This window comes from Stenotrophomonas sp. JAI102, assembly GCF_013409105.1.
In the GTDB taxonomy this organism is placed as follows: domain Bacteria; phylum Pseudomonadota; class Gammaproteobacteria; order Xanthomonadales; family Xanthomonadaceae; genus Stenotrophomonas; species Stenotrophomonas maltophilia_AA.
The window spans coordinates 1,413,687-1,434,027 of the sequence record NZ_JACCCI010000001.1 but is presented as its reverse complement, the minus strand read 5'-3'; the positions used below and the strand labels follow the sequence as shown (position 1 = coordinate 1,434,027).

25 protein-coding genes are annotated in these 20,341 nt (G+C 67.3%); 20 read left to right on the top strand and 5 right to left on the bottom strand.

The window, feature by feature from the left end; translation table 11 throughout:
* Window positions 1–45 precede the first annotated feature (45 nt).
* Window positions 46–618 carry a GNAT family protein gene (locus HDC96_RS06695; RefSeq protein ID WP_179459262.1) on the bottom strand — a complete coding sequence of 191 codons (573 nt, stop codon included), beginning with the start codon at window positions 616–618 and terminating at the stop codon, window positions 46–48.
* Between the two features lie 127 nt (window positions 619–745).
* Entirely contained in the window at window positions 746–2,635 is a 1,890-nt protein-coding gene (gene parE / locus HDC96_RS06690; protein WP_179459261.1) for a DNA topoisomerase IV subunit B, read from the bottom strand.
* A gap of 163 nt (window positions 2,636–2,798) precedes the next feature.
* Between parE and HDC96_RS06685 the strand changes: the two genes are divergently transcribed.
* The 10 genes from HDC96_RS06685 (at window position 2,799) to truD (ending at window position 10,411) form a co-directional block, all read left to right on the top strand.
* On the top strand, window positions 2,799–3,038 hold the full coding sequence (locus HDC96_RS06685; protein WP_179459260.1) for a hypothetical protein: 240 nt from the start codon (window positions 2,799–2,801) through the stop codon (window positions 3,036–3,038).
* A gap of 121 nt (window positions 3,039–3,159) precedes the next feature.
* Window positions 3,160–3,420, top strand: coding sequence for a hypothetical protein (locus HDC96_RS06680; RefSeq protein ID WP_179459259.1), 261 nt, complete (start codon window positions 3,160–3,162; stop codon window positions 3,418–3,420).
* Window positions 3,417–5,081 (top strand): CTP synthase, encoded by a 1,665-nt coding sequence (locus HDC96_RS06675; protein ID WP_179459258.1) that lies wholly within the window; start codon window positions 3,417–3,419, stop codon window positions 5,079–5,081. Before HDC96_RS06680 ends, HDC96_RS06675 begins: the two co-directional genes overlap by 4 nt.
* Window positions 5,082–5,186: 105 nt before the next feature.
* A complete protein-coding gene (gene kdsA, locus HDC96_RS06670) occupies window positions 5,187–6,017 on the top strand; it encodes a 3-deoxy-8-phosphooctulonate synthase (protein WP_019183338.1) in 831 nt (276 codons plus the stop codon).
* Window positions 6,014–6,430, top strand: a complete 417-nt coding sequence (locus tag HDC96_RS06665; RefSeq protein WP_257018603.1) for a hypothetical protein — start codon at window positions 6,014–6,016, stop codon at window positions 6,428–6,430. Before kdsA ends, HDC96_RS06665 begins: the two co-directional genes overlap by 4 nt.
* Window positions 6,431–6,499: 69 nt before the next feature.
* Window positions 6,500–7,786 carry a phosphopyruvate hydratase gene (eno, locus tag HDC96_RS06660; protein ID WP_179459257.1) on the top strand — a complete coding sequence of 429 codons (1,287 nt, stop codon included), beginning with the start codon at window positions 6,500–6,502 and terminating at the stop codon, window positions 7,784–7,786.
* Window positions 7,787–7,790: 4 nt separating this feature from the next.
* The gene (gene ftsB / locus HDC96_RS06655; RefSeq protein ID WP_176989630.1) at window positions 7,791–8,141 is read left to right on the top strand and encodes a cell division protein FtsB; all 351 of its coding nucleotides are present in this window, start codon (window positions 7,791–7,793) and stop codon (window positions 8,139–8,141) included.
* Window positions 8,138–8,836 carry a 2-C-methyl-D-erythritol 4-phosphate cytidylyltransferase gene (ispD, locus tag HDC96_RS06650; RefSeq protein ID WP_179459638.1) on the top strand — a complete coding sequence of 233 codons (699 nt, stop codon included), beginning with the start codon at window positions 8,138–8,140 and terminating at the stop codon, window positions 8,834–8,836. The genes ftsB and ispD overlap by 4 nt, the downstream gene beginning before the upstream one ends.
* Before the next feature lie 37 nt (window positions 8,837–8,873).
* Window positions 8,874–9,371 carry a 2-C-methyl-D-erythritol 2,4-cyclodiphosphate synthase gene (gene ispF, locus HDC96_RS06645; protein WP_179459256.1) on the top strand — a complete coding sequence of 166 codons (498 nt, stop codon included), beginning with the start codon at window positions 8,874–8,876 and terminating at the stop codon, window positions 9,369–9,371.
* Window positions 9,368–10,411 carry a tRNA pseudouridine(13) synthase TruD gene (gene truD, locus HDC96_RS06640; RefSeq protein WP_179459255.1) on the top strand — a complete coding sequence of 348 codons (1,044 nt, stop codon included), beginning with the start codon at window positions 9,368–9,370 and terminating at the stop codon, window positions 10,409–10,411. The genes ispF and truD overlap by 4 nt, the downstream gene beginning before the upstream one ends.
* A 28-nt stretch (window positions 10,412–10,439) precedes the next feature.
* On the opposite strand, the gene HDC96_RS06635 is transcribed toward truD, so the two are convergent.
* Window positions 10,440–10,979 (bottom strand): Smr/MutS family protein, encoded by a 540-nt coding sequence (locus HDC96_RS06635; RefSeq protein WP_179459254.1) that lies wholly within the window; start codon window positions 10,977–10,979, stop codon window positions 10,440–10,442.
* Window positions 10,980–11,165: 186 nt separating this feature from the next.
* Between HDC96_RS06635 and surE the strand changes: the two genes are divergently transcribed.
* The 4 genes from surE to HDC96_RS06615 are packed head-to-tail and all read left to right on the top strand — an operon-like array spanning window position 11,166 to window position 14,029.
* The gene (gene surE, locus HDC96_RS06630) at window positions 11,166–11,945 is read left to right on the top strand and encodes a 5'/3'-nucleotidase SurE (RefSeq protein WP_176989896.1); all 780 of its coding nucleotides are present in this window, start codon (window positions 11,166–11,168) and stop codon (window positions 11,943–11,945) included.
* On the top strand, window positions 11,942–12,619 hold the full coding sequence (locus HDC96_RS06625; RefSeq protein WP_176989634.1) for a protein-L-isoaspartate(D-aspartate) O-methyltransferase: 678 nt from the start codon (window positions 11,942–11,944) through the stop codon (window positions 12,617–12,619). The genes surE and HDC96_RS06625 overlap by 4 nt, the downstream gene beginning before the upstream one ends.
* Window positions 12,620–12,638: 19 nt before the next feature.
* Window positions 12,639–13,253, top strand: coding sequence for a YqaA family protein (locus tag HDC96_RS06620; RefSeq protein WP_176989635.1), 615 nt, complete (start codon window positions 12,639–12,641; stop codon window positions 13,251–13,253).
* The gene (locus HDC96_RS06615) at window positions 13,250–14,029 is read left to right on the top strand and encodes a peptidoglycan DD-metalloendopeptidase family protein (RefSeq protein ID WP_179459253.1); all 780 of its coding nucleotides are present in this window, start codon (window positions 13,250–13,252) and stop codon (window positions 14,027–14,029) included. Before HDC96_RS06620 ends, HDC96_RS06615 begins: the two co-directional genes overlap by 4 nt.
* 52 nt (window positions 14,030–14,081) lie before the next feature.
* Here HDC96_RS06615 and HDC96_RS06610 read toward each other — a convergent pair whose 3' ends face one another.
* On the bottom strand, window positions 14,082–14,456 hold the full coding sequence (locus HDC96_RS06610; RefSeq protein WP_179459252.1) for an Mth938-like domain-containing protein: 375 nt from the start codon (window positions 14,454–14,456) through the stop codon (window positions 14,082–14,084).
* A 13-nt stretch (window positions 14,457–14,469) separates the two neighbouring features.
* Window positions 14,470–14,775 carry a ribosome assembly RNA-binding protein YhbY gene (gene yhbY, locus HDC96_RS06605; protein WP_019183325.1) on the bottom strand — a complete coding sequence of 102 codons (306 nt, stop codon included), beginning with the start codon at window positions 14,773–14,775 and terminating at the stop codon, window positions 14,470–14,472.
* A 65-nt stretch (window positions 14,776–14,840) separates the two neighbouring features.
* On the opposite strand from yhbY, the gene rlmE reads away from it, so the two are divergent.
* From rlmE to miaA, 6 genes are all read left to right on the top strand, one after another.
* A complete protein-coding gene (gene rlmE, locus HDC96_RS06600) occupies window positions 14,841–15,473 on the top strand; it encodes a 23S rRNA (uridine(2552)-2'-O)-methyltransferase RlmE (protein ID WP_121041780.1) in 633 nt (210 codons plus the stop codon).
* Window positions 15,474–15,526: 53 nt separating this feature from the next.
* The gene (gene ftsH, locus HDC96_RS06595) at window positions 15,527–17,470 is read left to right on the top strand and encodes an ATP-dependent zinc metalloprotease FtsH (RefSeq protein WP_176989639.1); all 1,944 of its coding nucleotides are present in this window, start codon (window positions 15,527–15,529) and stop codon (window positions 17,468–17,470) included.
* A gap of 100 nt (window positions 17,471–17,570) precedes the next feature.
* Window positions 17,571–17,756: a hypothetical protein gene (locus HDC96_RS06590; RefSeq protein WP_179459251.1), complete on the top strand. Its 186-nt coding sequence runs from the start codon at window positions 17,571–17,573 to the stop codon at window positions 17,754–17,756.
* A gap of 107 nt (window positions 17,757–17,863) precedes the next feature.
* Window positions 17,864–18,367, top strand: a complete 504-nt coding sequence (locus HDC96_RS06585) for a hypothetical protein (RefSeq protein ID WP_179459250.1) — start codon at window positions 17,864–17,866, stop codon at window positions 18,365–18,367.
* A 57-nt stretch (window positions 18,368–18,424) separates the two neighbouring features.
* On the top strand, window positions 18,425–19,324 hold the full coding sequence (gene folP / locus HDC96_RS06580; protein ID WP_179459249.1) for a dihydropteroate synthase: 900 nt from the start codon (window positions 18,425–18,427) through the stop codon (window positions 19,322–19,324).
* Window positions 19,324–20,277 carry a tRNA (adenosine(37)-N6)-dimethylallyltransferase MiaA gene (gene miaA, locus HDC96_RS06575; protein WP_179459248.1) on the top strand — a complete coding sequence of 318 codons (954 nt, stop codon included), beginning with the start codon at window positions 19,324–19,326 and terminating at the stop codon, window positions 20,275–20,277. The genes folP and miaA overlap by 1 nt, the downstream gene beginning before the upstream one ends.
* Window positions 20,278–20,341 lie beyond the last annotated feature (64 nt).

The following is a 20,341-nucleotide window of genomic DNA, read 5'->3' as shown; positions in this document are numbered from 1 at the left end:
GGCGGATGCCGAGGCCGCAATGGCCGGGGGAGTTTCGTGCGATGGTCACCCCGGCACTGCGCTGCCTGGCCTCTGCCACTCCCTTGCGAGCAGCCCATACACCGCCGAATCCGATACTTCGCCGGCGACCCGCCAGCGTTCCCGCAGCAGTCCCTCGTGCTGGAAGCCGAGCCGCTCCAGCACCTTCGCCGAGGGGACGTTGCGCGGATCGATCTCCGCTTCCAGGCGGCGCAGGCGCAGCACATCGAACAGATATGCCACGAACCGTGACAGCGCCTCGTGCATGTAGCCCTTGCCCTGCGCCGACGGCGCCAGGTGATACCCGATCTCCGCGCGCCGGGACGTCTCGTCGATCGCGAACACCACCACGATCCCCAGCAGCGGCCCGTCCACACGCTCCCGGATCGCCAGCTTCAACTGCGTGCCCGCATCCAGCGCGGCCAGATCGTCGAAGATCTGCAGATAGGCCTGCTTGAGGTCGGTCCACGCCGGATGGTTCCAGTACCGCATCACCGCACGGTCGGACTGGATCGCGAACAACGCCTGCGCGTCCGTGGCGCGGATCGGTGTCAACATCAGGCGCGCGCTCTCCAATTGCAGGGTGGGATCGAACGGCATGCGGGTTCCTGTGCTCGAGGTGTGGCCAAGGTAGCCGCTCCTGCGCCGTGTAGCCATGCCTGGCGTGTCCCCGCGCCCAAGAAAAAACCCGCCGGGAGGCGGGTTTTCCAGTGTCACTACCGGTCGATCAGACTTCCAGCGAGGCCAGGTCGCCCTTCTTTTCCAGCCAGCCCTTGCGGTCGCTGGCGCGCTTCTTGGCCAGCAGCATATCCATCAGCGAATGGGTCTGCTCGCCATCGTCGATAGTCAGCTGCACCAGGCGGCGCGTATCGGGATGGATGGTGGATTCGCGCAGCTGCTGCGGGTTCATTTCACCCAGGCCCTTGAAGCGGGTCACGCTGACCTGGCCCTTGATCTTCTCGCGCTCGATCTTGTCCAGCATCGTGCGCTTTTCTTCCTCGTCCAGGGCGTAGAACACCTGCTTGCCCACGTCGACGCGGAACAGCGGCGGCATCGCCACGAACACGTGACCGGCATCGACCAGCGCCGGGAAGTGCTTGAGGAACAGCGCGGTCAGCAGGGTCGCGATGTGCAGGCCGTCCGAGTCGGCGTCGGCCAGGATGACGACCTTGCCGTAGCGCAGGCCGGCGATGTCTTCCTTGCCCGGGTCGCAGCCGATCGCGATCGCCAGATTGTGCACTTCTTCGGAGGCCAGCACGCTGCCCGAGGACACTTCCCAGGTGTTGAGGATCTTGCCGCGCAGCGGCAGGATCGCCTGGAAGTCCTTGTCGCGGGCCTGCTTGGCACTGCCGCCCGCGGAGTCGCCTTCGACCAGGAACAGCTCGGTGCGCGACAGGTCCTGGCTGATGCAGTCGGCCAGCTTGCCGGGCAGGGCGGGGCCCTGGGTGACCTTCTTGCGGGTCACCAGCTTTTCGGTCTTCAGGCGCGCACTGGCGCGCTCGATGGCCAGCTGCGCGATCTGCTCGCCCAAGGCGACGTTCTGGTTCAGCAGCAGGCTGAAGGCATCATGCGCTGCGCCCTCGACGAAGCCCGCGGCCTGGCGCGAGGACAGCCGTTCCTTGGTCTGGCCGCTGAACTGCGGATCGGTCATCTTCAGCGACAGCACGAACGACACGCGGTCCCAGACGTCTTCCGGGGCCAGCTTGACGCCACGTGGCAGCAGGTTGCGGAAGTCGCAGAACTCGCGCAGCGCCTCGGTCAGGCCGGTGCGCAGGCCGTTGGCGTGGGTGCCGTGCTGAGCGGTCGGGATCAGGTTGACGTAGCTTTCCTGGACCAGTTCACCCTCGGGAATCCAGGCCAGGGCCCAGTCCACGATCTCGTTTTCTTTCTTCAGGTGGCCCACGAACAGGTCGGCCGGCAGCATCTCGCGCTCGCCAAGCTCGGCCTTCAGGTAATCGCTCAGGCCATCTTCGTAGTACCAGGTGTCCTGCTCGCCGGTGGCTTCATCGAGAAGCTTGACGGTCAGGCCCGGGCACAGCACGGCCTTGGCGCGCAGCAGGTGGCGCAGCGCACGCAGGTTGTACTTGGGCGTATCGAAGTACTTCGGGTCGGCCCAGAAGCGCACGCGGGTACCGGTGTTCTTCTTGCCGACGCTGCCGACCACTTCCAGCGGGGTGGCGCGGTCGCCGTTGCGGAAGGTGATGCGGTGTTCGCTGCCGTCGCGCTTGATGTGCACTTCGACCAGGGTGGACAACGCGTTGACCACGCTGACGCCGACGCCATGCAGGCCGCCGGAGAAGGTGTAGTTCTTGTTGTTGAACTTGCCGCCCGCATGCAGGCGGGTCAGGATCAGTTCGACGCCGGGGATCTTCTCCTCGGGGTGGATGTCCACGGGCATGCCGCGGCCGTCATCGCTGACCTCGCAGCTGCCGTCCTTGAACAGCGTGACTTCGACCGTGCGGGCGTGTCCGGCCAAGGCTTCGTCGACGGCATTGTCGATGACTTCCTGCGCCAGATGGTTCGGGCGCGCGGTGTCGGTGTACATGCCGGGGCGGCGCTTGACCGGGTCCAGGCCGGACAGGACTTCAATATCGGCGGCGTTATAGCGGGCGTTCATCTGTCTTCATAAAGCGCAATGCGACGGCGAAGTTTGCGGTCTGGACGGGTTTTTTGCACGCCACACGTTCAGGGGGCGGCCGACCGGGGCGCGATAGACTGTCTGCGATGGGAAACCGGAGCCTCCGGCGACCCATTCCATGCCATACCGCGAGGAGCACCCCATGAAGAAGTTGCTGACCATCGTTGCCATCGCCGCCGCCGTGGTGGCCGTGCCCATGGCACTGGCCCAGAACGCCGGACAGGGCCAGCCCACGCCGCAGCAGGGCGAACAGGCCGACAAGGCGCAGGCCGAGGCGGACGCCAAGGCCAAGCGCCGCGCCGCCGCCACGGCCGAAATGAAGGCCAAGGGCGGGCAGGCCCCGCAGAAGGAAGAGGAAGAAGAAGCGCGGAAGAAGCGCTGATTCCTTTGGCCTGACAACCGACGCCCCGGCCTGGCCGGGGCGTTTTTTATGTGAAGACCGTCATCCGCCCCTTGGGCTGGAGGCCGGCAATCTGTAAACTATGGCTTTCCGGGAGTAGTGCGTGTCATCCATCAGCGAATGGACTGGCCTGATCGTGCGCGATCGCCAGCAGGGTAGGCAGGAGGTGACGGTCCAGACAGTGGCCGGCACGGCTGACCCGACGTCGCTGACCCACTCCCGCACCGTCTCCCCCCTGATCCCGGCCCTGGCGCGTGAACGCCCCGCAGCCGCCCGGATCGCCCCGATTTCCCCCTTCACGTCGTCCGTCGCCCTGCGCGCCGGCGCCGTTTCCCCCTTCCTGACAGGACACCCCCAGCCATGACTCCCTTGATCTTCGTAACCGGTGGCGTAGTGTCCTCGCTCGGCAAAGGTATTGCCGCCGCGTCGCTTGCCGCCATCCTCGAGGCCCGCGGCCTGCGGGTGACGATGATGAAGCTCGATCCGTACATCAACGTCGATCCGGGCACCATGAGCCCGTTCCAGCACGGTGAGGTCTACGTCACCGACGACGGCGCCGAGACCGATCTGGACCTGGGCCATTACGAGCGCTTCGTGCGCACCCGCCTGAGCCGCAAGAATTCGGTCACCACCGGCCGGATCTACGAGAACGTGATCCGCAAGGAGCGCCGCGGCGACTACCTCGGCGCCACCGTGCAGGTCATTCCGCACATCACCGATGAAATCCGCCGTTGCATGGACGAGGCCACCGAAGGCTTCGACGTGGCGCTGGTCGAGATCGGCGGCACCGTGGGCGACATCGAGTCGCTGCCGTTCCTGGAAGCGATCCGCCAGGTGCGCACCGAGCGCGGCCCGGAGAAGGCGCTGTTCATGCACCTCACCCTGGTGCCATACATCGCCGCCGCCGGCGAGCTGAAGACCAAGCCGACCCAGCACTCGGTCAAGGAGCTGCGCTCGATCGGCATCCAGCCGGACGTGCTGCTGTGCCGTTCCGAGCAGGTCGTGCCGGATTCGGAGCGCCGCAAGATCGCCCAGTTCACCAACGTCTCCGAGCGCGCGGTGATCAGCGTGCCGGACGTGGACGTGCTGTACCGCATCCCGATGGGCCTGCATGCGCAGGGCCTGGACGACATCGTCGTCAACCAGCTCAAGCTCGGCGACAAGGCCGGCCCGGTCGACCTGGCCGAGTGGGAAGCCGCGGTGGATGCCACCCTGCATCCGCTGGACGAGGTCACCATCGCCGTGGTCGGGAAGTACGTCGATCACCAGGATGCCTACAAGTCGGTCGGCGAGGCGCTCAAGCACGGCGGCCTGCGCCAGCGCACCAAGGTCAACCTGAAGTGGCTCGAAGCACAGGAACTGGAAGACAGCGACCTCGCCGCGCTCAAGGATGTCGACGGCATCCTGGTGCCGGGCGGCTTCGGCGACCGCGGCTTCGAAGGCAAGGTGCTGACCTCGCAGTTCGCCCGTGAGCATCACGTGCCGTATTTCGGCATCTGCTACGGCATGCAGGCCGCGGTGGTCGATTTCGCCCGCCACGTGGCCGGCCTGGACGGCGCCAACAGCACCGAGAACGACCGCCAGTCGCCGAACCCGGTGATCGGCCTGATCACCGAATGGCGCACCGCCACCGGCGATGTCGAGAAGCGTGACGACAAGAGCGATCTGGGCGGCACCATGCGCCTGGGCCTGCAGGAGCAGCGCCTGAAGCCGGGCACGCTGGCGCGCGAGCTGTACGGCAAGGACGTGGTCTCCGAGCGTCACCGCCACCGCTACGAGTTCAACAACCGCTACCGCACCCAGCTTGAGGATGCGGGCCTGGTGATCGCCGGCAAGTCGATGGACGACACCCTGGTGGAAGTCATCGAGCTGCCGCGCGACCAGCATCCGTGGTTCCTGGCCTGCCAGGCGCACCCGGAGTTCCTGTCCACGCCGCGCGAAGGCCACCCGCTGTTCATCGGCTTCATCCGCGCCGCGCGCGAGCGCAAGGCCGGTGGCAAGCTGGCCCAGGACGCAGCCGCCTGATCGGCACGCTGCACTTGCAGTGGGGGCCGCGCGCCCCCATTGCAGAGCGCTAATCACCCACGGCGGCTGGCCTGGCCAGTGTCCGCCGGACAACAAGGAAACGCCATGAAACTGTGTGGATTCGACGTCGGGCTGGACCAGCCCCTGTTCCTGATCGCCGGCCCGTGTGTGATCGAGTCGATGCAGCTGCAGCTGGACGTGGCTGGCAAGTTGAAGGAAATCACCGATCGCCTCGGCATCAACTTCATCTTCAAGTCGAGCTTCGACAAGGCCAACCGCACCTCCGGCACCGCCTTCCGCGGCCCGGGCATGGAGGAGGGCCTGAAGGTCCTGGCCGAAGTGAAGAAGCAGATCGGCGTGCCGGTGCTCACCGACGTGCACGAATACACCCCGATGGACGAAGTGGCCTCGGTGGTGGACGTGCTGCAGACGCCGGCCTTCCTGGTGCGCCAGACCGATTTCATCACCAAGGTGTGCGCGGCCGGCAAGCCGGTCAACATCAAGAAGGGCCAGTTCCTGTCGCCGTGGGACATGAAGCCTGTCGTGGAGAAGGCCAAGGCCACCGGCAACCAGGACATCATGGTCTGCGAGCGCGGCGCCAGCTTCGGCTACAACAACCTGGTCAGCGACATGCGCTCGCTGTCGGTGATGCGCGATACCGGTTGCCCGGTCGTGTTCGATGCCACCCATTCGGTGCAGCTGCCGGGCGGGCAGGGCAACAGCTCCGGTGGCCAGCGCGAGTTCGTGCCGGTGCTGGCGCGCGCGGCGGTGGCGGTCGGTGTGTCGGGCCTGTTCGCCGAGACCCACCCGGATCCGTCCAAGGCGCTGTCCGATGGTCCCAACGCGTGGCCGCTGGACCGCATGGAAGAACTGCTCGAAACCCTGATGGAGCTCGACGCGGTCACCAAGAAGCACGGGTTCTCGCGCTTCGCATGATGGCCGACGTTCCGGCGTCCCCCGCGGTGCGCCGCGGCTGGCGCGGCTGGGCCTGGGGCTGGATCGCGCTGGGCGCGGCGATCGCCGCCTGGTGCGGGGTGTTCCTGATGGTGGTGCTGATGTTCACCAGCATGGGCTCGCCCGGCGATGGCGACAACGCAGTGCGCGCGGTGATGCCGATGCTGTTGGTGACGCTGTCGCTGACCGGCACCGCCGCACTGGCCTGCGTCACCGCCAGCGTGCTCGCGTTCCGGCTGCGCCGGCAACCGGCCGGCGGCGGCGTCGGGCTGGTCCTGCTGGCGTTGCTGCTGGTGCTGCTGGTGATCCCGTCGCTGGTTCCGGGCAACGCCAGCGTGGTTGGGGCGCTGTCCGCGCCCTCGCCGATTTGGCAAGTGACGGGTGTGCAGGGATAATCACGCGGCATCTATTTTTCGGCGCTGCGTTGGCGGCGCCTCCCCCCTCTGACTGGTAACCGGCCCGCTATGACCACGATCCGCAGCATCCACGCCCGTGAAATCCTCGACAGCCGTGGCAATCCCACGCTGGAAGCCGAAGTCATCCTCGAGGACGGCTCGTTCGGTCGTGCCGCGGTGCCCTCGGGCGCCTCGACCGGCACCAAGGAAGCCGTGGAACTGCGTGACGGCGACAAGACCCGTTACCTGGGCAAGGGCGTGCGCAACGCCGTGTCCAACGTCAACACCACCATCGCGACCGCGCTGAAGGGCTTCGATGCCGCCGACCAGGAAGGCCTCGACCGCCGCCTGATCGACCTGGACGGCACCGAGAACAAGGGCCGCCTGGGCGCGAACGCGCTGCTCGGTGTTTCGCTGGCCAATGCCCACGCCGTGGCCGCCTCGAAGAAGCAGGCGCTGTGGCAGCACCTGGCCAACGGCCGTGACGTGACCCTGCCGGTGCCGATGATGAACATCATCAACGGCGGCGCGCATGCCGACAACAACGTCGATTTCCAGGAATTCATGGTGCTGCCGGTCGGCTTCACCTCGTTCTCCGAGTCGCTGCGTGCCGGTACCGAAATCTTCCATTCGCTGAAGTCGGTGCTGAAGGGCCACGGCCTGAGCACGGCGGTGGGCGATGAAGGCGGCTTCGCGCCGGACTTCCGCAGCAACGTCGAAGCGCTGGACACCATCCTGGAAGCGATCGGCAAGGCCGGCTACACCGCCGGTGAAGACGTGCTGCTGGGCCTGGACGTGGCCTCCAGCGAGTTCTACGAGAACGGCAAGTACAACCTGGTCGGCGAGAACAAGCGACTGACCTCCGAGCAGTTCGTCGACTTCCTGGCCGACTGGGCCGCGCAGTACCCGATCGTGACCATCGAAGACGGCCTGGCCGAGAACGACTGGGCCGGCTGGAAGCTGCTGACCGACCGCATCGGCAGCAAGGTGCAGCTGGTCGGTGACGATCTGTTCGTCACCAACCCGAAGATCTTCAAGGAAGGCATCGAGTCCGGCACCGCCAACGCGATCCTGATCAAGGTCAACCAGATCGGCACCCTGACCGAGACCCTGGAAGCGATCGCCATGGCGCACGCGGCCAACTACGCCTCGATCGTCTCGCACCGTTCGGGCGAAACCGAAGACACCACCATCGCCGACATCGCCGTGGCCACCACCGCCACCCAGATCAAGACCGGCTCGCTGTGCCGCAGCGATCGCGTGGCCAAGTACAACCAGCTGCTGCGTATCGAGGAAGCCCTCGGTGCCGGCGCGCGTTACGCCGGTCGTGACGCGTTCGTGTCGCTGAAGCGCTGATCGCATGCGCAACTGGCGCTGGCTGCTGCTGGTGCTCGCGCTGCTGCTCGCATGGCTGCAGTACCGCTTCTGGTTTGGACCGGGCAACTCGGGCGAAGTGATGATGCTCGAGGCCCAGGTCGAGAACCAGAAGCGGGACAACGCCGGGCTGCAGCAGCGCAATGACGCGCTCGCTGCCGAGGTCAAGGACCTCAAGGAAGGCGAAGCAGCGATCGAAGAACGCGCCCGCAGCGAGCTGGGCATGATCAAGCCCGGCGAGAAGTTCTACCGCGTGGTCGAAGACGCGCCGGTGCCGCCTCCGCGTGCGCCGACGGCGGTCACCGATCCGGACGCGCCGCACCAGGATATTCCCTGATGGCGGGCATCTGGGCGGTGGTTCCCGCCGCTGGCCGTGGCACCCGCTTCGGCGGGGCCACGCCCAAGCAGTATCTGCTCGCCGGCGACCGTGTGCTGCTGGCCCATACCCTCGAGGCACTGCTCTCGCACCCGGTCGTGGCCGGGGTGATGGTGGTGGTCGCCGAGAACGACGCCGACTGGCCGGGCTGGCAGTCGCTGGCGGACAAACCCATTCTGACCTGCATCGGCGGCGCGACCCGCGCCGGCTCGGTGCTGGCCGGCCTGCAGGCCTTGCCGGATGACGTGCGCGCCGACGATTTCGTGCTGGTCCACGACGCCGCACGCCCCAATCTGGCCGCTGCCGATCTCGGTCGCCTGCTGGAAGTCGGTCGTGCCGACCCGGTCGGGGCGATCCTGGCCGCACCCGTGCGCGATACGCTCAAGCGTGCCGGCGACGACGGCGGCATCGATGCCACCGAGCCACGCGAACGCCTCTGGCGCGCGCTGACCCCGCAGCTGTTCCGCCGCCACCAGTTGGCGCGCGCGCTGCAGGAGGCGGCCGACGCCGGCGTGGAGATCACCGACGAAGCCATGGCGATGGAGCGCCAGGGGCTGCGCCCGCTGCTGGTGGAAGGCAGCGAAGACAATTTCAAGGTCACCACCCCGGCTGATCTGTCCCGTTTCGAATTCGTGCTGTCGCGTCGCGCACCCTGACGTCCGCACGCGCCGCACCCAACCGCAGGTTCTTGCAATGATCACGCCACAGTTTCCTCCCTTCCGCATCGGACAGGGCTACGACGTCCATGCCTTCGGCGAGGGCGACCACGTCATGCTCGGCGGCATCCGTGTCGAACACAGCTGCGGGGTGCTCGCGCACAGCGATGGCGATGTGATCCTGCACGCGCTGTGCGATGCGATGCTCGGTGCGTTGGCGCTGGGCGACATCGGCGTGCATTTCCCGCCGACCGACATGCGCTGGAAGGGCGCGGACAGCGCGCACCTGCTCGACCATTGCAACGGGCTGCTGCGCGCGCGCGGCTGGCAGGTCGGCAACACCGACATCACCGTGATCTGCGAGCGGCCGAAGGTCGGTCCGCACGCCCTGGCCATGCGCGAGCGCATCGCCGCCGTGCTGGGGATCGCGCTGGACTGCGTGAGCGTCAAGGCGACCACGTCGGAGAAGCTGGGCTTCACCGGCCGCAGCGAGGGCATCGCCGCCCAGGCCAGCGTGCTGCTGGTGACGCTGTGATCCCGTTGCCGCTGGCGTTCGGCGCGCCGCTGCTCAGCGCCAAGATCCGCACCACGCCCGAGGACTTCCAGGTCGACGAACTGCCGGCGTTCGAGCCGAGCGGGGAGGGCGAGCACCTGCTGCTGACCCTCCGCAAGCGCGGCGCCAACACCGTGCATGTCGCCAAAGTGCTGGCCAAGTGGGCCGGGCTGCCGGACATGGGGGTCAGCTACGCCGGCATGAAGGATCGCCACGCGGTCACCACGCAGCGCTTCAGCGTGCACCTGCCCAAGCGCGTGGCACCGGACCCGGGGCTGCTGGCCTCGGACGAGATCGAGGTGGTCGAGTCGACCTGGCACAACCGCAAGCTGCAGCGCGGTGCGCTGGCCGGCAACCGCTTCAAGCTGGTGCTGCGCGATGTGCAGGGCGATCCCGCGGCCATCGAAGAGCGCTTGTCCCATATCGCCTCGCGTGGCCTGCCGAACTGGTTCGGTGAGCAGCGCTTCGGCCGCGATGGTGGCAACGTGCCGGCCGCGCTGGCGATGTTCGGTGGCCGTCGCATGCGCCCCGACCAGCGTTCGCTGCTGCTTTCGGCGGCCCGTTCGGCCCTGTTCAACCAGGTGCTGGCGGCACGCGTGGAGCAGGGCAACTGGGACACGCCGCTGGACGGCGAGGTCTGGATGCTCGATGGCAGCCGCAGCGTGTTCGGCCCGGAGCCGTGGACGGATCTGCTGGCCGATCGTCTCGGCCGGTTCGACATCCATCCCAGCGGCCCATTGTGGGGCGAGGGCGAGCTGCGCAGCACCGGTGCCGCTGCCGAACTGGAACTAGGCGCGGTGTCGGATGAGCAATCGCTCGCGCTGCGGGCCGGCCTGGAAAGCGCTCGCCTGAAGCAGGAGCGCCGCGCACTGCGCCTGCGCCCGGCCATGCTGCAGCATCAGTGGCTGGCTGCAGATGTGCTGGAGCTCAGTTTCGCGTTGCCGCCGGGCTGCTATGCCACCGCGGTGCTGCACGAGTTGGGCCCGGTGGAAGACGCCAGCCAGTCCGCACCGGAGGCGTAGATCCACGCCATGCGTGGCTGCGGGGTGGCTACCGGTTTGCCAGCAGTACCAGCACTGCGCCCGTTCCGCCTTGCCCGGCGGGCGCGGAATGGAACGCCAGCACGTCGTTGCGCAGCCGCAGCAGGCGATCGACCAGATTCTTCAGCACCGGCGCACCCCCGTCGGACTGCAGCCCCTTGCCGTGGATGATGCGCACGCAGCCGTACTCATGCGCATGCGCCTCCACCAGGAACTGCCGCACCAGTGCCTCGGCCTGGGCCACCGTCGCGCCATGCAGGTCGAGTTCGTCCTGCACGGAATACTGCCCGCGCTTGAGCCGCTGGAACATCCGCGGTGGCAGGTTGTCGCGCCGGTAGCTGGCGGTATCGCCGGCCTCCAGCGGGCTGCTGTCGCGCAGCAGCCGGGCGAATTCCCCGCGGGCCTCCTGTTCATCCTGTTCGGCCATCCGCGCACGCGGCTTGGGCCGCGGCGCGGCCGGCGGCGGGGTGACCGCCTTGCGCAGCGGCGTGACCTCGCCGATGGCGGCCCGGAACAGCGCCGCGGGATCTTCGTCTTCAGGATGTGACATGCGTACAGCCTAATGGGCGGGAACGGCGATGCCTACCGTTATCGGGGTAGGACGATCTGTCTGCTTGCGGCACAATAGCTGACGCACTTGCGCGGTCGTCCGGTCCCGGGAGGGGCAGGGCCACCGCCGCCAACAGTGGGAAGTGATGGAATCGAAGTCTTGAAAAATCAAGCGGTTAAATCGCAGATGCGGATTCTGGTCAGCAACGACGACGGTGTCGATGCCCCGGGCATCAAGATGCTCGCCACGGTATTGCGTGACGCCGGTCATGAAGTGACCGTGGTCGCTCCGGATCGTGATCGTTCCGGCGCCAGCAATTCGCTGACCTTGGACCTGCCGATCCGCATGAAACGCATCGACCACTACACCTGCTCGGTGGCCGGCACGCCGACCGACTGCGTGCACCTGGCCCTGACCGGCATGCTCGAGTACGAGCCTGACATGGTGGTCTCGGGCATCAACAACGCGGCCAACCTCGGCGACGACGTCATCTACTCCGGCACCGTGTCGGCGGCGATGGAAGGACGTTTCCTCGGTTTGCCTGCCGTGGCGATGTCGCTGGTCACGCACAACCACGAGCCCCGTCATTTCGAGACCGCCGCGCGTGCCGCGGTCGAGATCGTGACCCGCCTCAAGGCCGATCCGCTGCCGGCCGACACCATCCTCAACGTCAACGTGCCGGACCTGCCGTGGAGCGAGGTGCGTGGTTTCGAAGTGACCCGCCTGGGCAACCGCCATCGCGCCGAAGGCTGCATCGCGCAGCGCGACCCGCGCGGCAACCAGGTGTTCTGGATCGGCCCGGCCGGGCGCGAGCAGGACTCCGGCCCCGGCACGGATTTCCATGCGGTGCGCAACGGCTTCATCTCGATCACCCCGATCCAGGTGGACCTCACCCGTTACCAGGCGCTGGAGAAAGTGGCCAGTTGGGTCGGCGGGCTGACTGCCGCACTGGACCGGCCGGCATGAGCCCACGCCTGCGCCTGCAGCCCGAAGCCGTCGGCATCGGCATGACCTCGCAGCGGGTCCGCGATCGCCTGGTGGATCGGCTGCGCGATGCCGGCATCGCTGACGAAGCTACCCTCAATGCGATCCGCGTGGTGCCGCGTCATCTGTTCATCGATGAAGCGCTGGCCTCGCGTGCCTACGAGGACACCGCACTGCCGATCGGCCATGGCCAGACCATTTCGCAACCGTGGGTGGTGGCGCGCATGACCGAAGCGGTGTTGCAGTCCGCGCCGAAGACGGTACTGGAAGTGGGCACCGGGTCGGGCTACCAGGCTGCCGTGCTGGGCGCGATCGGGCTGGAGGTGTACACGGTCGAGCGCATCGGCGATCTGCTGCGCCAGGCGCGCAAGCGCTTCCGCGCCCTGGGCATGAACATCCGCAGCAAGCATGACGATGGCCGCGTCGGCTGGGCCGAGCACGGTCCGTACGATGCGATCGTGGTGACTGCTGCGGCACCGGCGCTGGTGGATGCGCTGGTCGAGCAGCTTGCCGTCGGCGGCCGCCTGGTCGCACCGGTCGGTGGCCCGGGCGCGCAGTCGCTGATCCAGTTGACCCGTCGCGACGACGGCAGTGTCGAACAGCAGGTACTGGCGCCGGTCACGTTCGTGCCGCTGCTGTCTGGCATGCTGGACTGATTCCAAGGAGCGTTGCGTCATGAAGATTTTCGGTCCGCTGTACGAGCGGGCAATGAAGTGGGCCGCGCACGAGCGCGCGCCGACCTATCTGACGGTGTTGAGCTTCATCGAGGCGATCATCTTCCCGGTGATGCCCGAGGTGATGCTCGCCCCGATGTGCGTTGCCCAGCCCAAGCGCGGCTGGTGGTTCGCCACGCTCAGCCTGTCCGGCTCGATGGCCGGTGCGCTGGTCGGCTATGCGCTGGGTCACTTCGCCTTCGAAGCGCTCAAGCCGGTCTTCGCCGCGCTGGGCATGTTGACCAGCATCGAAGGCGGCATCGCCCTCGTGCAGGCCAAGATGGCCGAATCGCCGTGGGCAGTGTTCACCTTCCTGGTGCTGGGCGGTTTCATGCCGATCCCGATGAAGGTCTTCACATGGGCATCGGGTATCGTCGGCGTGCCGTTGCCACAGTATTTCCTGAGCATGTTGATCGGCCGTGGCAAGCGCGTGTACGTGCTGGCGGCGGTCATTCGTATTGGCGGGCCGCGCGCGGAAGCTGCGCTGCGCCGTTGGATTGAACCGTTGGGCTGGATCGCGACCGCGCTGGTGGTCGTGCTGGTGGCCTGGCTTGTATGGAGGTCGAAGTTCGCATGAGTGCTGATTGTTTGAGCAAAGGAGTGCGCACCGGCGCGCTGCTGTTGGTGGTGTCGGCGCTGAGCGCCTGTGGCACCGCCACCGTGGTGCGGCCTTCGGGCTCGGGCGGTGGCGTGGCCCACAGCACCCCGCAGACCTCGGTGGCCAAGCCGGGCCAGACGGCGGTCGTCCGCCGCGGCGACACGCTGTATGCGCTGGCCCGCATGCACAACATCACGCCGCGTGACCTGGCGGCCTGGAATAGGCTGGCCGAGCCGTACACGATCTATCCCGGCCAGTCGCTGCGCCTGTACCCGGGCGCCAGCGGCAGCCCCGGCCGCGCGCCGACCACCGTCGTCACCGCGCCGCGCCCGGGCACCTCCGCGCCGGCCGCGACCCCGGCACCGACCACCGCGATCAAGAGCAACATCAGCTGGCGCTGGCCGGCGGATGGCGCGATCGTCGGCCGTTTCGTCGCGGGTGAAGCGACCAAGCAGGGCGTGGACATCGCCGGCGCCAGTGGCCAGCCGGTCCGCGCGACGGCCGCCGGCGTGGTGGTGTACTCCGGTGCCGGCCTGGTCGGCTTCGGCGAGCTGATCATCATCAAGCACAGCGACCAGTGGCTGTCGGCCTATGGCCACAACCGCAAGCGTCTGGTCAACGAAGGCCAGAGCGTCAAGGCCGGCGAGCAGATCGCCGAGATGGGCCGGACGGGTGCTGCGCGCGACATGCTGCACTTCGAGATCCGCTACAACGGCAAGCCGGTCGATCCGCTGCTGTACCTGCCGCCGAAGTAAGAACGAAAAAGGCCGCCCCAAGGGCGGCCTTTTCTGAACGGAAATCCCGGCCTCACCCCCTCAGGATGAACGCCGCCGCCACCTTGCGACCCTCGCTGGCGAGGATGTTGAAGGTCCGCGCCGCGGCCGGGTTGTTCATCACTTCCAGGCCGATCCCCCGGGTCAGGCAGGCGGCCATGACCGCGGCCGGCGGGAACACCTGGGTGTCGCCCGTGCCCAGCACGACCAGCGCCGGGTTCAAGGCCAGCACCGGCTGCAGGTGCTCGGGCGTGAGCTGGGCGATGTCGGTCACCGGCCAGGCCTCGATCAGCGTATCCGGGGCCAGGATGAAACTGGCGGCCAGCATCCGGTCATTCACCTTCGCGCTGCGGCCATCGGCGGCGCGCAGGGCGTAGGCGTAGTCGGGGATTTCGTGGCTCAGCTGCATGGGCGTTCCGGGATCAGCCGCGCGGCAGGACGATCTGGCGCTGTTCCTTGCTCGGGCGGTACAGCACGGCGACGTGGCCGATGCGCTGCACCAGCGCGCTTTCGCTGGCACTGACCAGCTCGGCGATGAGGGCGTCACGGGCCTCGCGGTCTTCGGCGGCGACCTTGACCTTGATCAGCTCGTGGCGCTCCAGCACCTCTTCCAGTTCAGCCAGGAAGGCCGGTGTCACCCCCTTGCCGCCGATCTGGAGCAGGGCTTTCAGATCATGCGCGTGGCCGCGGAGGAAACGGGTTTGGGAAGACGTCAGGGCGATAGCCATTCAGGAACAAGCGGTTAACTGGGGCGATCAGGGTATCATGACCTCCCCATCCGACCCGCATCTCAATGGCAACCCGTAGCAAAAGCAGTCAACGCTGGTTGAAAGAGCACTTCGCCGACCCCTTCGTGAAGAAGGCCCAGGCCGAGGGCATGCGTTCGCGCGCCGCCTACAAGCTGGAGGAGTTGCTGCAGCGGGATCGGCTGCTGAAGCCGCACATGGTCGTGGTCGACCTGGGCGCCGCCCCGGGCGGCTGGTCCCAGCAGGTCCGCCGCCAGATCGGCGACACCGGCCGGGTGCTGGCCCTGGACATCCTGGAGATGCCGCCGCTGGCCGGCGTGGAGTTCCTTCACGGGGACTTCAGGGAGCAGGCCGTCCTATCGGAGTTCGAAGCCATGCTGGGCGATCAGCCGGTGGACCTTGTGCTCTCGGATATGGCCCCCAATAAGAGTGGAATGGACGCGGTGGACCAACCGCGGATGATGCACCTGGCGGAGTTGGCGTTGGATTTTGCCGACAACCATCTCAAGCCCGGTGGCGCGTTCCTGATCAAGCTGTTCCAGGGCGTGGGCTTTGACGACTACGTGCGCGAAATGCGCCGCCGGTACGACAAAGTGGTGATCCGCAAGCCTGAAGCGTCCCGCAAGCGCTCGCCCGAGGTGTATGCCTTGGGGCAGGGAAAACGCGCGCAGATCAAGTAAGCTCAACCATACGAATCGCGTCAGGAATTAGAGGAACACCGGAGCCAATGAGGATGAACGACTTGACCAAGAACCTCCTGCTATGGGTGGTCGTCGCCGTCGTGCTGATGGTGGTCTTCCAGAGCTTCTCGCCAAAGAGCAGCGGAGCCGGCGCACAGGGTGCGACGTACTCGCAGTTCCTGGACCAGGTGGACAGCGGCAACATCCAGAAGGTAGTGCTGGGCGAAATGCGCGGCGGTGCCAATGATGTGACCTACACCACCCGCAGCGGCCAGACCAGCACCATCACCGCGCCCTACGATCGCGACCTGATCAACGTGCTGCGTGGCAAGAAAGTGGAATTCGAGCAGGCGCCCCCGTCCAGCGGCATCTCGCTGGGCGCGATCCTGATGAACTTCCTCCCGGTGATCCTGATCATCGGCTTCTGGATCTTCATCATGCGCCAGATGCAGGGCGGTGGCGGCGGTGCCAAGGGCGCGATGTCCTTCGGCAAGTCGCGCGCCAAGCTGCAGGGCGAAGACCAGATCAAGGTCACCTTCGCCGACGTCGCGGGTTGCGACGAAGCCAAGGAAGAAGTCGGCGAGCTGGTCGACTTCCTGCGCGACCCGACCAAGTTCACCAAGCTGGGCGGCAAGATTCCGCGCGGCGTGCTGATGGTCGGCCCGCCCGGTACCGGCAAGACCCTGCTGGCCCGTGCGATCGCCGGCGAAGCCAAGGTGCCGTTCTTCTCGATCTCCGGTTCGGACTTCGTGGAAATGTTCGTCGGCGTCGGCGCCAGCCGCGTGCGCGACATGTTCGAACAGGCCAAGAAGCAGGCGCCGTGCATCATCTTCATTGATGAAATCGACGCCGTCGGTCGCCACCGTGGTGCCGGCCTGGGCGGCGGTCATGACGAGCGCGAGCAGACCCTGAACCAGCTGCTGGTCGAAATGGACGGCTTCGAGGGAGGCGAGGGCGTGATCGTCATCGCCGCCACCAACCGTCCGGACGTGCTGGATCCGGCGCTGCTGCGCCCGGGCCGTTTCGACCGCCAGGTCGTGGTCGGCCTGCCGGACGTGAAGGGCCGCGAGCAGATCCTCAAGGTGCACATGCGCAAGCTGCCGCTGGCCGACGATGTCGAGCCGATGGTGATCGCGCGGGGTACCCCGGGCTTCTCCGGTGCGGACCTGGCCAACCTGGCCAACGAAGCAGCGCTGTTTGCCGCGCGTGGCGGTGAGAAGGAAGTCCGCATGGACCACTTCGATCGTGCCCGCGACAAGATCCTGATGGGTGCCGAGCGCCGTTCGATGGCGATGAGCGAAGAAGAAAAGACGCTCACCGCCTATCACGAAGCCGGCCACGCCATCGTCGGCCGCCTGGTGCCCGAGCACGATCCGGTCTACAAGGTCACCATCATTCCGCGCGGCCGTGCGCTGGGCGTGACGATGTACCTGCCGGAAGGCGACAAGTACTCGATGAACCGCGTCGCGATCGAGTCGCAGCTGTGCTCGCTGTACGGTGGCCGCGTTGCCGAAGAGCTGATCTTCGGCACCGACAAGGTCACCACCGGTGCCTCCAACGACATCGAGCGCGCCACCAAGATGGCCCGCAACATGGTCACCAAGTGGGGCCTGTCCGACGAGCTTGGCCCGATCGCCTACGGCGAAGAGGACGATGAAGTGTTCCTCGGCCGTTCGGTGACGCAGCACAAGAGCGTCTCCGATGACACCGCCCGCCGGATCGACGAAGTCGTCCGCAGCATCCTGGACAAGGCCTACGCCCGGACCACGGAGCTGCTGACCGCCAACCTCGACAAGCTGCACACGATGTCCCAGCTGCTGCTGCAGTACGAGACCATCGATGCGCCGCAGATCAACGCCGTGATGGAAGGCCGCGATCCGCCGCCGCCGATGGGCTGGGACAAGTCGCCCAGCAACAAGGATGGTGGCAACAACAACGACAAGGGCGGCGATGCCCGTCCGGTCGCGCCGATCGCCGGTCCTGCCGAGCAGATCTGAGTGTTGCCCACGTAAGTGACGAAGGCCGGGGAAACCCGGCCTTCGTCGTTTCGGGCAGGTCATAATGGGACACCGTATTCGTTCCCGTTCTGGAGTCGCCATGTCCGCCCCCCCGCCGCAGCCGATCTCGCACACCACCGAAATGGTGATCGCCACGATCATCGGCGTGGCCGTCGGCCTGACCCGCGACAACTTCCTGCTCGGCGCCGGCATCGGCATCGCGGTCGGCGTGTTGATGAGCATCGCCAAGACCGTGTACGTGGAGCGCAAGCGCCGCCAGCGCTGAGTAGTTGCGCGCGCGGCTGGCAGTGGGCACGATGCGCTTGCCCGCGCCGCATGCTGCGGTCGGGCATGGCCGGGGGATCGGCCGACACACTTTCCAGGGGGATGTTCATGCGTCATTCGATGCGCGCAGCCGTCGCTGCGCTGCTGTGCTGTGCCACGCCGGTCATGGCGGCCGAGATCCACGTGCAGGATCCGGTGCCGTTCAACGAGTCGGCGATGATCGCCGAGAACATCAAGGCCGAGTGCCGCATGGGCGCGCAGTTGGCGACCGCGCTGGGCAGGAATGCTCCGGCGCATGGCAACACCATCGTCTTCGGCAGTGATCCGGTGAACACCGGCAGCGGACACGCATTGAAGCTGGAGCTGGTGGAGGCGCAGAGCGCAGGCAATGCGTTCACCGGCCACTTCAAGTCGGCCGCCGTGCGCGGTGTGCTGTTCGAGAACGGCCAGCAGGTGGCCACGGTCACCGCACGCCGCGTGTCGCGCGGTGGCGCGTTTGCCGGCTTCAAGGGCTCCTGCGATGTGCTTGAACGCACCGTCAATGCGATCGGCAACGATCTGGCGATCTGGCTGGCCAAGCCGGTCGATGGGGCCCGCCTCGGCGACCTCTGACGGCCGGTCCGGTACGCCAGCGTAAACTACCCGCTGGCGTACTTCGTGGATCTGCCCATGTTCGATATCTCCCCCCAGCTCGATTGCGGCGGCCGCCTGCTGCGGCTGGATCGCCCGCGGGTCATGGGCATCGTCAACGTCACCCCGGATTCGTTTTCCGACGGCGGTGACCACGACAGCGTCGAGGCCGCGGTCGCACACGGCCTGCAGCTGGTGGCCGAGGGCGCCGACCTGCTCGACATCGGCGGCGAGTCGACCCGGCCTGGCAGTGCGCCGGTGCCGCTGGACGAAGAACTGCGCCGGGTCATCCCGGTGATCGAGCGCCTGGCACGCGAAACCAGCGTGCCGATCAGCATCGACACCTTCAAGCCCGAGGTGATGCGGGCCGCCGTCGCCGCCGGTGCGGGGCTTATCAACGATATCCATGCACTGCGCCAGCCGGGTGCGCTGGACGCCGCCGCCGATCTCGGCGTGCCGGTGGTGCTGATGCACATGCAGGGCGAGCCGGGCAGCATGCAGGACACCCCGCACTACGATGACGTGGTCGCCGAGGTGCACCGCTTCCTGACCGAGCGCATGTTCCAGGCCGAGATGGCCGGCGTCGCCAAGAAGCACCTGATCATCGATCTGGGCTTCGGCTTCGGCAAGACCACCGAACACAACATGATCCTGCTGGCGCGCTCGGACCGGTTCCTCGAGCTGGGCGTGCCGATGCTGGCCGGCCTGTCGCGCAAGCGCAGCATCGGTGAACTGACCGGTCGCGAGCAGCCGCGTGACCGCGTGGCCGGTTCGGTGGCCGCGCACCTGATCGCGGCCCAGCGTGGCGCGATGCTGCTGCGCGTGCACGATGTCGCGGCCACGGTCGATGCCCTGAAGGTGTGGGCAGCGGTCGATGCCGTCCCGATGCCGCGGGTGTCCGCCGCCCCGGCGATGCCGCGCTGGCCGGACGAGGACTGATGGCCGTCGATCGGCGCCCGCTGGCGATCGCGGTCATGGGCCCGACCGCGTCGGGCAAGACCGCCACCGCGATCGCGCTGGCCCAGCAGCTGGACGGCGAGATCGTCAGCGTCGATTCGGCGCTGGTCTATCGCGGGTTGGATATCGGCTCGGCCAAGCCCGATGCGGCCGAGCGCGCGCAGGCGCCGCACCATCTGCTCGATGTGCGCGACCCATGGCAGACCTATTCGGCGGCGGAGTTCGCCAGCGACGCGGCGCGTGCCGTCCGCGACATCATCGCGCGCGGGCGCATGCCGATCCTGGCCGGTGGCACCGGGCTGTATTTCCGCGCCCTGCTGCAGGGCCTGTCGCCGATGCCCGAAGCCGACCCGGCGGTGCGCGCGCAGATCGCGGCCGAGGCGGCTGAGCAGGGCTGGGCGGCGATGCACGCGCAGCTGGCCGGGATCGATCCGGCCGCTGCAAAGCGCATCCATGCCACCGACCCGCAACGCATCCAGCGGGCGTTGGAAGTCCATCGCCTGACCGGCACACCGATCAGCGAGTGGCAGAAGCTGCCTGGCGTGGACCGGCTGCCGGTGCGGGCGCTGAAACTGGTCCTTGCACCGCGCGAACGCTTGGTACTGCACCAGCGCATCGAGACGCGTTTCGACGCCATGCTGGCTCACGGGTTCCTGGACGAAGTCCGCGCGCTGCGGGCCCTGCCGGCCATGGCCGGGGTCGCGGCGCCGCTGGATCTGCCGGCGGTGCGCGCGGTGGGCTACCGGCAGGGCTGGGAGTATCTGGACGGGCAGGGTACGGCGGCGGCGTTCCGTGAACGCGGCATCCAGGCTACCCGTCAGCTGGCCAAGCGCCAGCTGACCTGGCTGCGCGGGGAGCTTGATGCGCGCTGGTTCGATCCCCATTTAGACAGGGCTTCCCTGGCGGATGCGGTGTCGACCTTCGTCGCACGCTGAGTCCACGCCTTCACGCCTCCACCCCGTGTACCATCAAGGGTTCCGGCGGGCGGCGGGGGCCGTG